11 protein-coding genes and 2 pseudogenes are annotated in these 14,499 nt (G+C 29.8%); 12 read left to right on the top strand and 1 reads right to left on the bottom strand.

The annotated features are described in order from the left end of the window. The first annotated feature begins 140 nt into the window (after positions 1-140). The 12 genes and pseudogenes from JJC05_RS19015 to JJC05_RS01780 all read left to right on the top strand — a co-directional run bounded on the left by JJC05_RS19015 (position 141) and on the right by JJC05_RS01780 (position 13,648). The gene (locus JJC05_RS19015) at positions 141-860 is read left to right on the top strand and encodes a hypothetical protein (protein WP_445297832.1); all 720 of its coding nucleotides are present in this window, start codon (positions 141-143) and stop codon (positions 858-860) included. A gap of 235 nt (positions 861-1,095) precedes the next feature. Then, positions 1,096-3,141 (top strand): amidohydrolase, encoded by a 2,046-nt coding sequence (locus JJC05_RS01825; protein WP_445297831.1) that lies wholly within the window; start codon positions 1,096-1,098, stop codon positions 3,139-3,141. Between the two features lie 40 nt (positions 3,142-3,181). Then, entirely contained in the window at positions 3,182-4,483 is a 1,302-nt protein-coding gene (locus JJC05_RS01820) for an amidohydrolase family protein (RefSeq protein WP_235878081.1), read from the top strand. 198 nt (positions 4,484-4,681) lie between these two features. Beyond that, on the top strand, positions 4,682-5,755 hold the full coding sequence (gene prfA, locus JJC05_RS01815; protein WP_088391708.1) for a peptide chain release factor 1: 1,074 nt from the start codon (positions 4,682-4,684) through the stop codon (positions 5,753-5,755). A gap of 166 nt (positions 5,756-5,921) precedes the next feature. Beyond that, on the top strand, positions 5,922-7,586 hold the full coding sequence (locus tag JJC05_RS01810; protein WP_258929405.1) for a DUF5723 family protein: 1,665 nt from the start codon (positions 5,922-5,924) through the stop codon (positions 7,584-7,586). Beyond that, a complete protein-coding gene (locus tag JJC05_RS16385; protein ID WP_258929404.1) occupies positions 7,538-7,948 on the top strand; it encodes an OmpA family protein in 411 nt (136 codons plus the stop codon). The genes JJC05_RS01810 and JJC05_RS16385 overlap by 49 nt, the downstream gene beginning before the upstream one ends. Positions 7,949-7,998: 50 nt before the next feature. Then, complete coding sequence (locus JJC05_RS01805; protein WP_235878080.1) at positions 7,999-8,397, top strand: hypothetical protein; 399 nt, start codon at positions 7,999-8,001, stop codon at positions 8,395-8,397. Positions 8,398-8,671: 274 nt separating this feature from the next. After that, on the top strand, positions 8,672-9,511 hold the full coding sequence (pyrF, locus tag JJC05_RS01800; RefSeq protein ID WP_105196558.1) for an orotidine-5'-phosphate decarboxylase: 840 nt from the start codon (positions 8,672-8,674) through the stop codon (positions 9,509-9,511). 30 nt (positions 9,512-9,541) lie between these two features. Then, positions 9,542-10,371 (top strand): annotated as a pseudogene (locus JJC05_RS01795) (ABC transporter substrate-binding protein). A gap of 20 nt (positions 10,372-10,391) precedes the next feature. Beyond that, positions 10,392-11,165: an alpha/beta fold hydrolase gene (locus JJC05_RS01790; RefSeq protein ID WP_105196545.1), complete on the top strand. Its 774-nt coding sequence runs from the start codon at positions 10,392-10,394 to the stop codon at positions 11,163-11,165. A 764-nt stretch (positions 11,166-11,929) separates the two neighbouring features. Continuing rightward, entirely contained in the window at positions 11,930-12,826 is an 897-nt protein-coding gene (locus JJC05_RS01785) for an L-dopachrome tautomerase-related protein (RefSeq protein ID WP_235878078.1), read from the top strand. Positions 12,827-13,050: 224 nt separating this feature from the next. Then, positions 13,051-13,648 (top strand): annotated as a pseudogene (locus JJC05_RS01780) (NAD(P)H-dependent oxidoreductase). 348 nt (positions 13,649-13,996) lie between these two features. On the opposite strand, the gene JJC05_RS01775 reads toward JJC05_RS01780, so the two are convergent. Continuing rightward, positions 13,997-14,404, bottom strand: coding sequence for a helix-turn-helix domain-containing protein (locus JJC05_RS01775; RefSeq protein WP_235878076.1), 408 nt, complete (start codon positions 14,402-14,404; stop codon positions 13,997-13,999). Positions 14,405-14,499: the final 95 nt, after the last annotated feature.

Below are 14,499 nucleotides of genomic sequence, written 5' to 3'. Positions count from 1 at the left end.
TATTTTAAATGGCTTATATATGACAAAAGTAATAAAAACATTTATTATTTAGTTTTGTTCTTAAATAAATGTTAAAATTTTAATAAATAAACTCTAAATAGAGATGTTATTTTTAATTTTCAAAAATAAATAAATCATGAATGATGAAAAAAATTATAGCATGCTTATTCCTTAATTTAATATTGTTAAATACTATAAATTCCCAAGAGTATTTTCCTAATAATGAAAGCGTTCAAAGCAAAACTTCTAATTTTATAGCTTTTATTAATGCAAAAATTTACGTTACACCTTCAGAAATAATAGAAAATGGAATATTATTAATCAAAGAAGGCAAAGTGGTGGAAGTTGGTCAAAATCTAATAATTCCAAAAAATACTATCACTATTGATTTAAAAGGAAAGAACCTCTATCCTTCATTTATTGATTTATATACCAATTTTGGTATCCAAACCAATGAAAAGTTAAATGCGTATAAAGATAATAATCCATTATATGATACCAAAAAGAAAGGATATTATTGGAACGAACATATCAAACCAGAAAAAAATGCTTTTGAAGCTTACAAATATGATACTCAAAAAGCAGAAGAATTTTTAAAAGCTGGATTTGGAGTGTTAGGAACTCATATTCCAGACGGGATTGCAAGAGGTACAGGTGCTTTAGTTTTTTTAAATAATGAAAATGGAATTAATAATTTCTTAGAAAAATCAGCCACTCATCATTTTGCCCTCATGAGAAGTGCCTCTTCTAATCAAGCTTATCCATCGTCATTAATGGGGATTTTAGCACTTTTGAAGCAAATGTATTACGATGCTAATTGGTATAAAAAGGAAATTCAGAATATAAAGATACCTCATTAGAAGCTTTAATAAAAAATGAAAAATTAATTCAAATTTTTGCTACAGAAGACAAATTAAATGCACTGCGTGTAGCGAAAATAGGAAAACAATTAGGCGTTAATTATATATTTAAAGGTTCAGGAAATGAATTTGAGCGTATTGAAGAAATAAAAAAACAAATTCCCAATTTATTATTCCCATTCATTTTCCTGAAACTTACGACGTATCCGATCCTTATATAGCCAACCAAATAGAATTGGCCGATTTACGTTTTTGGAATCAAGCACCCTTAAACCCTAAAATATTAAACGAAAACGGTATTGTATTTGCTTTAACAACAGATAAATTAAAGAAATTAGAAGACTTTAAGACCAATTTGTTAAAGGCAATAAAATATGGTTTAAATACGACCACAGCATTAGAAGCCTTAACTACAGTTCCAGCTCATTTATTAGGCAAAGAAAATCAGATAGGTTGTTTAAAAGCAGGAGCTTATGCCAATTTTTTAATTACTTCAGGAGATATTTTTGATATAAAAACAACTTTGTTTGAAAACTGGGTTAATGGTAAGAAATATGTAATTAATGATTTAGAAGCAAAAGATATCAGAGGAAATTATCAGTTAACTATTGGAAATGAAAACTATAAAATGAAAATTGAAGGGGAAATAAAAACACCCAAAATAGAAATTAAAAATGATCAAGATAAAACAATAAATTCCAAATTAACACTATCTAATAATTGGGTAAACATCCTGTTACAAACAGTAGATACCACTAAAACAGAATTTCATAGATTAGCAGGTTTTGTTTCAGATACTAAAAAAATGACAGGAAAAGTCATAAAAGCCGATGGATCAGAATCGGTTTGGGAAGCAAAACAATCCGCTATCTTTATATCCAAAGAAGAAGAACAAAAGAAAGAATATTTAAATAAAATTTTTCCCATAACCTATCCTAACTTACCTTATGGTAATAAAGAAAAACCCAAAGAAAAAAATGTACTATTTAAAAATGCAACAGTTTGGACAAATGAAAAAGAAGGAATTTTAACAGAAACCGATGTTTTAGTAAAAAATGGAAAAATAGTAGCTTTAGGAAAATCAATAAAAGAAGAAACAGCACAAATAATAGATGCTAAAGGCAAGCATCTAACAAGTGGAATCATAGATGAACATTCTCATATAGCAATATCTAATGGAGTGAATGAAGGAGGACATAACTCATCAGCAGAAGTTACAATAGAAGATGTTATTAATTCAGAAGATGTAAATATTTATAGAAATCTAGCAGGAGGCGTAACAACTTCACAATTATTACATGGATCAGCCAATCCTATTGGGGGACGCTCAGCCATAGTACGTTGGAAATGGGGATTATCACCAGACGAAATGATTTTTCAAAATTCACCCCAGTTCATCAAATTCGCTTTAGGAGAAAATGTAAAACAATCCAACTGGGATATTTCAAATCCAACTCGTTTTCCACAAACACGTATGGGAGTAGAACAAGTATTCGTAGATTATTTTACTCGAGCATTAGAATATGACCAAAATTGGAAATTGTATAATGCACAAGGAAAATCAGGTAAATTAAAACAACCACGTATAGATCTTGAATTACAAACAATAGCCGAAATTTTAAATAAAAAACGATTTATTTCCTGTCATTCGTATGTTCAATCTGAAATTTTATCACTAATGCGAGTAGCCGAAAAGTTTAATTTTAAAGTAAACACTTTTACCCATATATTAGAAGGTTACAAAGTAGCTAATGAAATGAAACAACATGGGGTAGGAGCATCTACTTTTTCTGATTGGTGGGCCTATAAATATGAAGTAAATGATGCCATTCCATACAATGCCTCAATTTTACATAAACAAGGAGTACTTGTAGCAATTAATTCAGATGATGCAGAAATGTCAAGACGATTAAATCAAGAAGCCGCAAAAATAGTTAAATACGGAGGAGTTTCAGAAGAAGATGCTTGGAAAATGGTTACATTAAATCCCGCTAAATTACTCCATCTAGATCATAAAATAGGAAGTATAAAAATAGGTAAAGATGCTGATTTAGTTTTATGGGATAATAACCCATTATCAATATATGCAAAAGTAGATAAAACCATGGTTGAAGGGATCATATATTATGACACTGAACAAGATAAACAACACCGAAAATCCATTCAATTAGAAAAAGCAGAGTTAATCAATCAAATGCTACAAGAAAAAAATCAAGGAACTTTTACAGTACCAGTAGTTAAAAAAATAAAAAAACAATACCATTGTGATACAATGGAATAGTAATAATTCAATTCTTGTACCCTTTTAAAGATATGAAACAATGAAAATAAATATAAAAATTTTATACTCCTTACTATTTGCAACAGGCATTTACTCTCAACAAATTCCAGCCCCTAAACAAACCAAATCAGTACTGATTATCAACGGTGTAGCGCATTTGGGAAATGGAGAAAAAATAGAAAATAGCGCAGTAGGCTTTAAAGACGGTAAAATAAACTTAGTAGCGGATGCTCGCCTTACTCGTATAGATTTAAGTACCTATGACGAAGTAATACAAGCAGAAGGCAAACATATATATCCCGGTTTTATAGCTCCCAATTCTACAATAGGATTAGTTGAAATAGATGCCGTAAAAGCAACTAACGATGAAAGAGAAATAGGCGGTTTTACTCCTAACATAAGAAGTCTTATAGCTTATAATACAGAATCAAAAGTAATAGAAACAGCACGTATTAATGGCGTTCTTATAGCTCAAGTTGCACCAAGAGGAGGAACCATAGCGGGAACTTCATCTATTGTCCAAATGGACGCTTGGAACTGGGAAGAAGCAGTTGTAAAAGAAAATGATGGAATTCATTGTAATTTTCCAGCCACGTTTAAAAAAACAGGATGGTGGGCTGAACCAGGAATGATAGAAATAAACAAAGAATATTTAAAAGAAGTAAACGAGTTTTCTGATTTTTTAAAAAATGCAAAAGCCTATTTAGCCAGTGAACCAATAGAAAAAAATAGAGTATATGAATCTTTAAGAGGTGTTTTTAATGGAACCCAAACCCTATATGTAAACGCCAATGAAGAAAAACAAATCATCGATGCCATTAGAGTGATACAAGAAAATCAAATACAAAAAATGGTAATCATTGGAGGATATCAAGCTGATAAAATAGCACCTCTTTTAGTTAAAAATAATATAGCAGTCTTAGTAGGAAGAGTACACAGTTTACCCAATTTAGATCAAGATGACATAGATCACCCCTTTAAAATAGCCAAACTCTTAATAGAAAAAGGTGTTTTAGTAGGTTTAGAAAACAGTGGAGACATGGAACGAATGAATACCAGAAATATACCTTTTCAAGCAGGAACAACAGTAGCCTATGGACTGACAAAAGAACAAGCCTTACAAACAATTACCCTAAATACCGCTAAAATTTTAGGAATTGATTCTATTTGCGGTTCCTTAGAAGTAGGTAAAGAAGCAACACTCTTTATTTCTGAAGGAGATGCACTGGATATGCGTACAAATAACCTATCACACGCCTATATTCAAGGAAGAAAAATTTCTTTACAATCACATCAAACCCAATTAAACGATAAATACAAAAAAAAATATAGCATTCAATAAAAACTTTAAATAGAAATCATCAACTTAATGAAAAACAATAAATAATAAGATTTTTGATAGTACACGAAGCTTTCTTTTAAAAGGGAAAAAAATATTTATAAAAATATATTTAAACCAGATCATAAAACTTAAATCTCTAATTCTTGGTTCTTGAAACAAAAATTGTAATTTTGTAGTCCAAAATAGAAGAATTACAATATGTTAGAAAGACTTCAATATGTAAAACAGCGTTTTGATGAGGTTTCAGATTTAATTATCCAACCAGATGTTATTGCTGATCAAAAACGTTATGTACAATTAAATAAAGAATACAAAGATTTAAAAGCGTTAGTTGAAAAACGTGATGAATATGTAAACCTTGTTGGAAATATTAATGAAGCCAAAGAAATTATAGCAGATGGTGCTGATGCTGAAATGATAGAAATGGCAAAAATGCAACTAGAAGAAGCACAAGAAAGACTCCCTCAATTAGAGGAAGAAATCAAATTCATGCTAATCCCTAAAGATCCAGAAGACGCTAAGAACGTAATGGTTGAAATTCGTGCTGGTACAGGTGGGGATGAAGCCTCTTTATTTGCAGGAGATTTATATAAGATGTATACCAGATACTGTGAAACCAAAGGATGGAGAACCTCTGTTGTAGATCTAAACGAAGGAACAGCTGGAGGATTTAAAGAAATTATTTTTGAAGTAACAGGAGAAGATGTTTACGGAACTTTAAAATACGAAGCAGGTGTACACCGTGTACAACGTGTACCCCAAACAGAAACACAAGGACGCGTACACACCTCTGCTGCTACCGTTATGGTATTACCAGAAGCAGAAGAGTTTGATGTACATATAGATATGAATGATGTTCGTATTGATTTATTCTGTTCTTCAGGACCCGGCGGACAATCTGTAAATACAACCAAATCAGCTGTGCGTATGACACACATTCCAACAGGATTAGTAGCACAATGTCAAGACGAAAAATCACAACACAAAAATAAAGATAAAGCCTTGTCAGTACTACGCTCCCGTTTGTACGAAATGGAACTAGCTAAAAAACAAGAAGAAGACGCTAAAAAACGTAATTCGCAAGTTAGCTCAGGGGATCGCTCGGCAAAAATTAGAACCTATAATTTTCCACAAGGACGTGTAACAGATCATAGAATAGGTATGGATATTTTTGATATGGATGGTGTAATGGGTGGAAAAATTCAAAAATTTATAGACGAATTACAATTAGTAGCTAATACCGAAAAATTAAAAGAATCAGAAGTATATTAATGGGGGCTGAAAAGTTAATACTCAGCGTTTAATTTATTACTTCAACGACAGGAGAAGTCACATTACCAGTATTATGTGATTTCTCCCTATGGTCGAAACAATAAGATTGTCATTTTTTAGAAGAGCCTCTACTTTTAAACAATAAAACCATCATCAAATAAAAAAAATGAAAAAACTTCTCACATTATTTTCTCTTTTCCTCTGTGCAGAACAAATACAAGCACAGTCCTATATCGGATTTGTTCCCGATAACTACAGTGGTGTACACGGTATGATTTATAATCCCGCCGCTATAGTAGGATCTCCCTATCGTCTAGATTTAAATTTAGTTTCAGGAAGTGCCTTGCTAGGTAACGATTATTTTGGTGTCAAAATTACAGACCTTTTAAAAAAAGACTTTGATATAGATTTACAAGCCAAAAAATTTGCTTCATCAAACAATAATGCAATCGTAAATGCAGACGTATTAGGTCCCTCATTTATGTTTAATATTGCACCCAAACACGCTATTGGTTTTTTTTCTAGAGCCAGAGGAAATGCAAACATACACGAGTTAAATGGTACTTTATTTGATAAATTTAGAGAAGATTTCAAAGATGTTAAAAATTATAATATTGATGAAGGTGATTTTAACATGGTAGCCAATACTTGGGCAGAAGTAGGCTTGTCTTATGGAGCCATTATCCTAAATAACGAACAATATTCATTAAAAGGAGGTTTTTCATTAAAGTATTTACAAGGATTTGCAAATTCGTATGCCTACGGAAGAAATATAAGCTTGTTTTTTAATGCAAATAATCTTCCTAAAAATCAAAAAATTACAGCCACAGGAGATTTTATTTATGGCGGTACTAAAGAATTTGATAACCTAGATAAAGAAATTAAATACAACTCAAATTCTAATGGATTTGGAGGTGATTTAGGATTCCTATTTGAAATAAAAAATCAGGATATTCAAAAAAAATATGGGCCTAATTATAAATGGAAATTTGGAGTATCTGTAACCGATATAGGTTCTATTAACTATAAATCAAATACAGAAAATCATTACGAATTTAATAGCATTACCATCAATCAAGTACTTGTTGAATCAGCAGGAAATTTAGACAAGATTTTAACATTATTTGATTCAACTCCAGAGGTTAATACTTCACAAAAAGTAATGCTGCCAACCGCTTTACATACCAATATAGATTGGAATTTTTTTAGAAAATTTTATTTAAATATTAACGGTGATTTTAATTTAAACGATAAAAAAGCCTTAAATACAACATCAATTGCTAATACCTATATTTTAACTCCACGTTACGAAAGCAAATGGTTTAGTTTTGCTTTGCCAGTAAACTATATGGAATACAGAGGACTAAATGTAGGAACTAGTTTGCGTTTTGGTCCTTTATTCTTAGGATCAGGATCTATCTTAAGCAATCTCATTTCATCAGAGTCAAAAGGTGCCGATGTTTATTTTGGATTAAAAGTACCAATTTATAAAGGAGAAAAAAGAGTAAAACAGCCAAAAGAAATAAAACAACCAGAGCCGACACCTGTAGTGGTAGAAAAGATAATACCTGACACCGATAATGATGGTTTGTTAGACAATGTAGATCAATGTATTAACGAAAAAGGACCCAAAGAAAACGGAGGATGTCCTTATAAAGATACCGACAATGACGGTGTTATAGATCCTGAAGATAAATGTATAACAATAGCAGGACCTGTTGAAAATAAAGGTTGTCCTTGGCCTGATACAGATGGAGATATGGTGTTAGACAAAGATGACAAATGTATAGATGTACCGGAACAATCAAAAACAATGGATGTCCTGAAGTAACACAAGCAGTTGTTAAAAAGCTAAATGATTATGCAAAAACAATTTTGTTTGATGCAGGAAAAAATACTTTCCAATCTACTACTTATCCAGTATTAGAAGCTATGTCAGCCCTTTTAAAAGAATATCCTACAGCTAAATTCTCATTAGAAGGCCATACAGATAGTATAGGGAAAGCAGAAACAAATCAAGCTTTATCAGAAGCACGAGCATCCGCTATTATGAATTATTTAGTAAGTAAAGGAATTGATAAAGCAAGACTAAAAGCAATAGGATATGGTGAGTCAAAACCAATAGCTTCTAATAAAACAAAAGCAGGAAAAGCATTGAATAGAAGAGTAGAAGTGAGATTAATCATTGAATAATTTCATCATTTTTAATATCTTGTACATCATAAACAAAATAATGTACAACTATGAAAAATACGAATTTTAAAAAAATAGGCCTATTATTATTACTAAGTTCATTTTTTAATAGTAATGCTCAAGAAAAAAGAACGAGCGAGTTCAGAGTTAGTTATGGAGTAGTTTCAACTAACAGTATCATTAATACCGTTACAGATATTTTAACTACTCCAGCAACTTTAGGAGCAATAACAGTAGATAATAAAATCAGTTCAGGAGTATTTACTATTAGTTATAGTTATGCTCTTGTAGATAAGTTAAATTTAGGATTAGATCTAGCGTATGAAGCTTTTGTATCAGATGTCATATCCAATGGCAAGATTGTAAATAAACAAAAAGAAGACGATATTACCCCGGCTCTAAAATCCAATTATAATTATCTGTCAAAAAATAAATTTAGATTATATTAAGGTTTAGGAATAGGTTATACACTTATCAAAAACAGAACAAATGATTTATCCTCACAAGGACTATCCTTTGATAATTCAAGCCGATTTAATTTTCAAATAACAGGTATCGGATTTCGATATGGAGGAAAATTAGGAATAAGTGCAGAAGCTGGTTTAGGATATAAAGGAATTTTAAATGCAGGAATTTCCTATCAGCTCTAAAATTAAGATATTTATTAAAAAGGATGTTCAAATTGAACATCCTTTTTTTATTTTTGTAACACAAAAAAATAAAATGACAACACAACAATTAATCCATCAAATTCAAGAAAAAAAATCATTCCTTTGCATAGGATTAGATGTAGATTTAGATAAAATACCACAACACCTTTTAACAACAGAAGATCCTGTATTTGAATTTAATAAAGCTATTATAGATGCTACACAAGATATATGCGTAGCCTATAAACCCAATATTGCTTTCTTTGAAGCTTATGGAATCAAAGGATGGATTTCGTTAGAAAAAACCATTCAATATATTAATAAAAATTATCCTCAAATTTTTACCATTGCAGATGCAAAACGAGGCGATATAGGCAATACCTCCTCTATGTATGCCAAAGCATTTTTTGAAGATCTAAAATTTGATTCCGTTACAGTAGCACCCTACATGGGAAAAGATTCCGTAGAACCTTTTTTAGCATTTAAAGACAAACATACAATCATGTTAGCTTTAACATCAAACGAAGGAGCCTTTGATTTTCAAACCTTAAATGTAAATGGAAAAGAATTATACAAACAGGTTATAGAAACATCTAAAAATTGGAAAAACTCAGAAAATCTAATGTATGTAGTAGGTGCCACTAAAGCAGAATATTTTCAAGAAATTAGAAAAATTATACCCGATAGTTTCCTCTTAGTACCGGGAGTAGGAGCACAAGGAGGAAGCCTACAAGAAGTATGTAAATACGGAATGAATAGCAATGTAGGTTTATTAGTTAATTCTTCTCGTGGAATTATTTACGCTTCAAAAGATAAAGATTTTGCTCTAAAATCAAGAGAAGAAGCTTTGAAATTACAAAATGAAATGAAAGAAATTTTAATTTCAAACCCAACTTTAAACCTTCAGAGTTAAAAGAACATGATTTAATCCCCTTTTGAACAAATGATTTATACTGATCCAACAGGAAACCAACAAGAATTAAAAACAACCCCCAAAAGAATTATTTCTTTAGTACCTTCACAAACCGAATTATTATATGATTTAGGTTTAGAAGATAAAATTGTAGGTATAACAAAATTTTGTGCACACCCTTTTCATTTTAAATCCACAAAAACCATTGTAGGAGGAACAAAAAATATAAAAATAGATAAAATAAAAGAACTAAATCCCGACATCATTATTTGTAATAAAGAAGAAAATACCCAAGAAATAGTTCAAGAATTAAACTCAATATGCCCCGTTTGGGTAACAGAAATCTATACTGTTGAAGATAATAACAAAATGATTGAAGATTTTGGCAAACTATTTAATGTACGTACCGAATCACAAAAATGGATCGATAAAATTAATTTTGCAAAAAATGATTTTCTTCATTTCATCAAAGATTATGAAAAACAAACAGTAGCCTATTTCATCTGGGGAAAACCCTATATGGTAGCAGGAAGAGATACCTTTATTAATCATTTATTACAATTAAATAAATTAGAAAATATTTATGCAAATAATGATAAGTATCCCCAACGATATCCAGAAGTTATTGTGCAAAAATGCGAATTCAAGGCGATCCCGACTTAATATTCCTTTCATCAGAACCCTATCCTTTTAAAGATGAACACGCTTTTGAATTAGGCCGATATTCACACCATGCAAAAACTGTTTTTGTTGATGGAGAAATGTTCTCATGGTATGGTTCACGTTTAGTAAAAGCCTTCGATTATTTTAAAAAATTACGTTTACGTATAGGTGAATTACATTTACACCATGCACACTAAAAATAGAATTGCTATAAAATATGATTCATTACACCATTTATGAAAATACATCAAGTAATCAATGGGTTACTTTTGTACATGGGGCAGGAGGAAGTTCTTCTATATGGTTTAAGCAAATTAGAGAATTTCAAAAACATTTCAACGTCCTATTACTCGATTTAAGAGGACATGGAAATTCTAAAAAAGCAAACTTCTCAAAAAAATATACATTTAAGTCTATTGCTCATGACGTATTAGAAGTTATAGATTATTTAAAAATACAGTCATCCCATTTTATCGGAATTTCTTTAGGAACCATAGTCATCAGGCAATTAGCCGAAATGTATCCAGAAAGAGTTAAAAGTATGATTATGGGTGGTGCTATCCTAAAAATGAATTTTCGCTCACAAATATTAATGAGAGTAGGTAATTTTTTTAAATATGTATTACCCTATTTATTCCTCTATAAATTATTTGCCTTTATTATTATGCCAAAAGATAATCACAAACAATCCCGTTTGATGTTTATCAATGAAGCTAAAAAATTGTATCAAAAAGAATTTATAAAATGGTTTAAATTAACATCTGAAATAAATCCCGTATTAACTTGGTTTCGACAAGTAGAATTAAATATCCCAACGTTATATATAATGGGAGAAGAAGATTACATGTTTTTGCCAACCGTAAAAAAAGTAGTAGAAACACATTATAAATCAGCAAAACTAACCATTATTGAAAAATGTGGACACGTTGTAAATGTCGAACAAGCCCCTATTTTTAATAAAAAAGCAATTGATTTTTTAAAAAAAATATAATAAAATCCAATTTTAAAATTTTGAGATAGATTTAATCTAAGTTTCACATTACACTTTGTTTTGCAATAAAAAAGGCAATAAATTCAAGTGCTCACGGAAAATTTTAGAAGATGAAAAAGGCAACTATTTTGATGAATAAAAATAGAGTACGTCCTTAAATTTGAATAAAAGTAAAATGAATAGATTGCTAATGCGGAATTTGAGTTAAACCATTTTCAAAAAGATCATGTTTTGTTTTTTAAAAATCATTTTGAGACAGATTCAGAAAAAACTATCAATAAAATTAGTTTTCAATACCTCCTTACTTATAAAATGAAGCCCTGTTTTTGGAAAAGTCCAAAAGTAGGGTTTTTCTTTCCATCTTTTACTACAGTATCTACTCAATGATTTTGTAGATGTCTAAAAAAGAACCTATTACTATCCCCAAGCAGCCCATTAGTAATCTAATGCTAGACGTAAATTCAGTCGTCTATACAATATATTAGGTACTATCTATTTTATCCGTTATTGCAAAGATAAATAACTATACTTATTTTTGTAACTATAAAAATTATAGTTTAATCAATTCTTGTAAAAATGAAAAAAAATAATCTATTTATATCAATAGTATTTGCTTTCTTACTTATAATAAGTTTTGAAACGAATGTCTACGCCCAACTAAAAGCAGATAAGAATAGCCAATTGGAGATAGTTGCAGAAATGCAGATTCGTCCGGAAACGTAGCAGTTAGTAACAAAGGGGTCGTTTATTCAACCATTCATCCTTTGGGAAATCCATCCATACAATTGGTTGTTATTAAAGATGCCAAAACAATAGAAGCGTTTCCCAATATGGGATGGCAAAGAGGAGCCGATCAAAAGGCAACTCCTACTACCTTCGATACACCACTTGGAATAACTACAGATGAAAACGGAAATTTATGGGTAATTGATATGGGGTTAAATTTAGGGCAAACTAGATTGTTTTGCTTTAGTTCAGAAAGCAAAGAAAATATTTTTTCTTTAACCTTCCCTGAAGAAGTAGCCCCAAAAGGCTCTTTTATCCAAGATTTAGCAGTTGATATAAAAAATGGTTTTATTTATCTAGCAGATATAGCCAACCCCGGGATTATAGTAGTTAATATAAAGACAAAAGCCGTAAAAAGATTAAAACAACACCCTTCATTTTTAAGTGAAGACATTGATACAGTTATAGACTTTAAAATTATAAATTTTGGAGGCAAACCTGCGCGTGTAGCAATAAATCCAATTACAATTTCAGCAGATAAAGAAACGGTTTTTTACGGTGCGATGAATGGAAAAACATGGTACAGTATATCCGCAAGGGCAATTAGAAAAAATGAAGAAGAAGATAAAATTTTAGCAACCATAAAAAAAGTGGGAGATAAACCAATTTCAGACGGTGTTGCAACAGATAAAAAAGGCAATCATTATTTTACAAATTTGAATGATAAAGGAATTGATAAATGGAATGCTAAAACAAAAAAGCTAGAACCTTTCATTCGAGATGCTAGATTACTTTGGGCTGATAACATCAGTTTACAAAATGGATACCTCTATATATCTGTTAACCAGCTTCATAAAACAATAGCTTTTTCAGGTACAATCGATTCAGGAAAACCACCTTACTTTATATACAAAATAAAAATAAACAAATTGTAAACTTTTAAAAATAAAAAGGCGGTTATCGCTTCATATAATTTATTTAAAACCAGATTTCGCATTAGAAAAAATAAATTTTATAACTTATTGAAATAAAAAGATTTAGTTTTACTGATTCTAGTACTTAATTTTATACAGTACTGACAATCAATAAAATGTTCTTTTTAAAATCTCTAATGAGTATTTGGGTTAAACCAGCATAAAAAATAATTAAAACAAATAAAATGGATTTTATAAACTTATCAAAAAACAGATATACAACCAAAATGTATAACACACAGCAAAAAATATCCGATTATGAAATAGAACAATTGAAGGAAATTTTGCGATTAAGTCCTTCATCTATTAATAGTCAACCATGGAAATTTATTATTGTGTCAAACGATAAAACAAAAAATCAATTAGCAGAAGTCTCTTACTTTAATGAACAAAAATTAAAGAAGCAAGTCATTTAGTGGTTTTTTGCGCAATAAATGACATTCCTACTTTTGAAAATCAAATAAACAAAAATCTTCCCGAAGGAGCCGTTGGTTATTACAATCAGTTCATAAAACCACTGCCTGAGTTTGAAATAAAGTCTGGCTAAAACATCAGATTTATCTTTCATTAGGCTATTTTTTGAGTGCTTGTGCAAGTATGAAAATTGATTCTACCCCAATGGAAGGGATTAAATGTGATGAATATGATCAAATTCTTAATCTAAAAAATTATTCAACATTATTTGCAGTTGCAATTGGTTATAGAGATGAAAATGACCCTAATCAACCCCACATTAAAAGTAAATCAAGATTACAAATGGAAGAAATTGTCGAAGTCTTATAGTCGATTTTTTTTACCTGCAATTTAAATAAGCTTTGTTGAAAACTAATTCAACGTAAATTGATATTATTTTTACTCCAAATATTCTTTTTTATGTTTTTTAGAAAATATTAAGTCTTATATAACTTGTAAAAAAGATATTTTAAAAATAAAAATTGAAGAAATCAGAATACTTAAATGCAAGGTTTTTATACTATAATATTCTCAAAAACCTTGCATTTAATAATAAAATTCAATTGTAGTTTTATCTTTTTAAACCAAATGACTATTTAAAAAAAGTAAGAAAATCATAAAAAACAAAATCAAATACTATAAAATATCATTTTAGCAGTACAACCTTATAAAAAACAATTAAAAATTATTTTGCTTTACTTTATTTATATATTTAATCCTTTCCTTATAAACTTGGATGAGCTCTATGTTATGATAATAGTCAAGAGAATTAGGATTTAAAATCTTCAAAATCTCCTCACGTTGATTAATTAATTCATTCAAGTGATGAATCGTTTTATCTAAACCACTTTCCGTATAATATATTTCCGAAGGTTCTTTTATATGATTTACATCAGATAAAAATTTATCTAATATTTGGTATTTTGTTGATGGAATCTTCTTTCCATTTTCATAACCATTATAAGTTTGAAAAGAGACCCCTATTAAATCCGCCACTTCCTTTTGAGTCAAACCTTTCATTTTTCTAGTTCTTTTCAATTCTTCTGGGCTCATAGATTTTTTTTTAGTTTCGTTTAATTTCAACATCGTTTTTTATTTTTATAAAAAATTTGATTTTATATTATTTTTGATCAAATATTTTATATATTTGCATATCTGATTTTTGATATAGTTTATAAGTA

Source organism: Flavobacterium davisii, assembly GCF_019565505.1.
GTDB lineage: Bacteria > Bacteroidota > Bacteroidia > Flavobacteriales > Flavobacteriaceae > Flavobacterium > Flavobacterium davisii.
Note: the sequence above shows the minus strand (reverse complement) of the source record. Positions and strands in the feature narration are given on the sequence as shown.

Excerpts from the sequence above, each read along its gene's own strand:
- pyrF (WP_105196558.1), top strand. The coding sequence starts at position 8,672 with ATGACAACACAACAATTAATCCATCAAATTCAAGAAAAAAAATCATTC.
- JJC05_RS01790 (WP_105196545.1), top strand. The coding sequence starts at position 10,392 with ATGATTCATTACACCATTTATGAAAATACATCAAGTAATCAATGGGTT.
- JJC05_RS01810 (WP_258929405.1), top strand. The coding sequence starts at position 5,922 with ATGAAAAAACTTCTCACATTATTTTCTCTTTTCCTCTGTGCAGAACAA.
- JJC05_RS01775 (WP_235878076.1), bottom strand. The coding sequence starts at position 14,404 with ATGTTGAAATTAAACGAAACTAAAAAAAAATCTATGAGCCCAGAAGAA.
- JJC05_RS01820 (WP_235878081.1), top strand. The coding sequence starts at position 3,182 with ATGAAAATAAATATAAAAATTTTATACTCCTTACTATTTGCAACAGGC.
- JJC05_RS19015 (WP_445297832.1), top strand. The coding sequence starts at position 141 with ATGATGAAAAAAATTATAGCATGCTTATTCCTTAATTTAATATTGTTA.
- JJC05_RS01805 (WP_235878080.1), top strand. The coding sequence starts at position 7,999 with ATGAAAAATACGAATTTTAAAAAAATAGGCCTATTATTATTACTAAGT.
- JJC05_RS16385 (WP_258929404.1), top strand. The coding sequence starts at position 7,538 with ATGTATAGATGTACCGGAACAATCAAAAACAATGGATGTCCTGAAGTA.
- prfA (WP_088391708.1), top strand. The coding sequence starts at position 4,682 with ATGTTAGAAAGACTTCAATATGTAAAACAGCGTTTTGATGAGGTTTCA.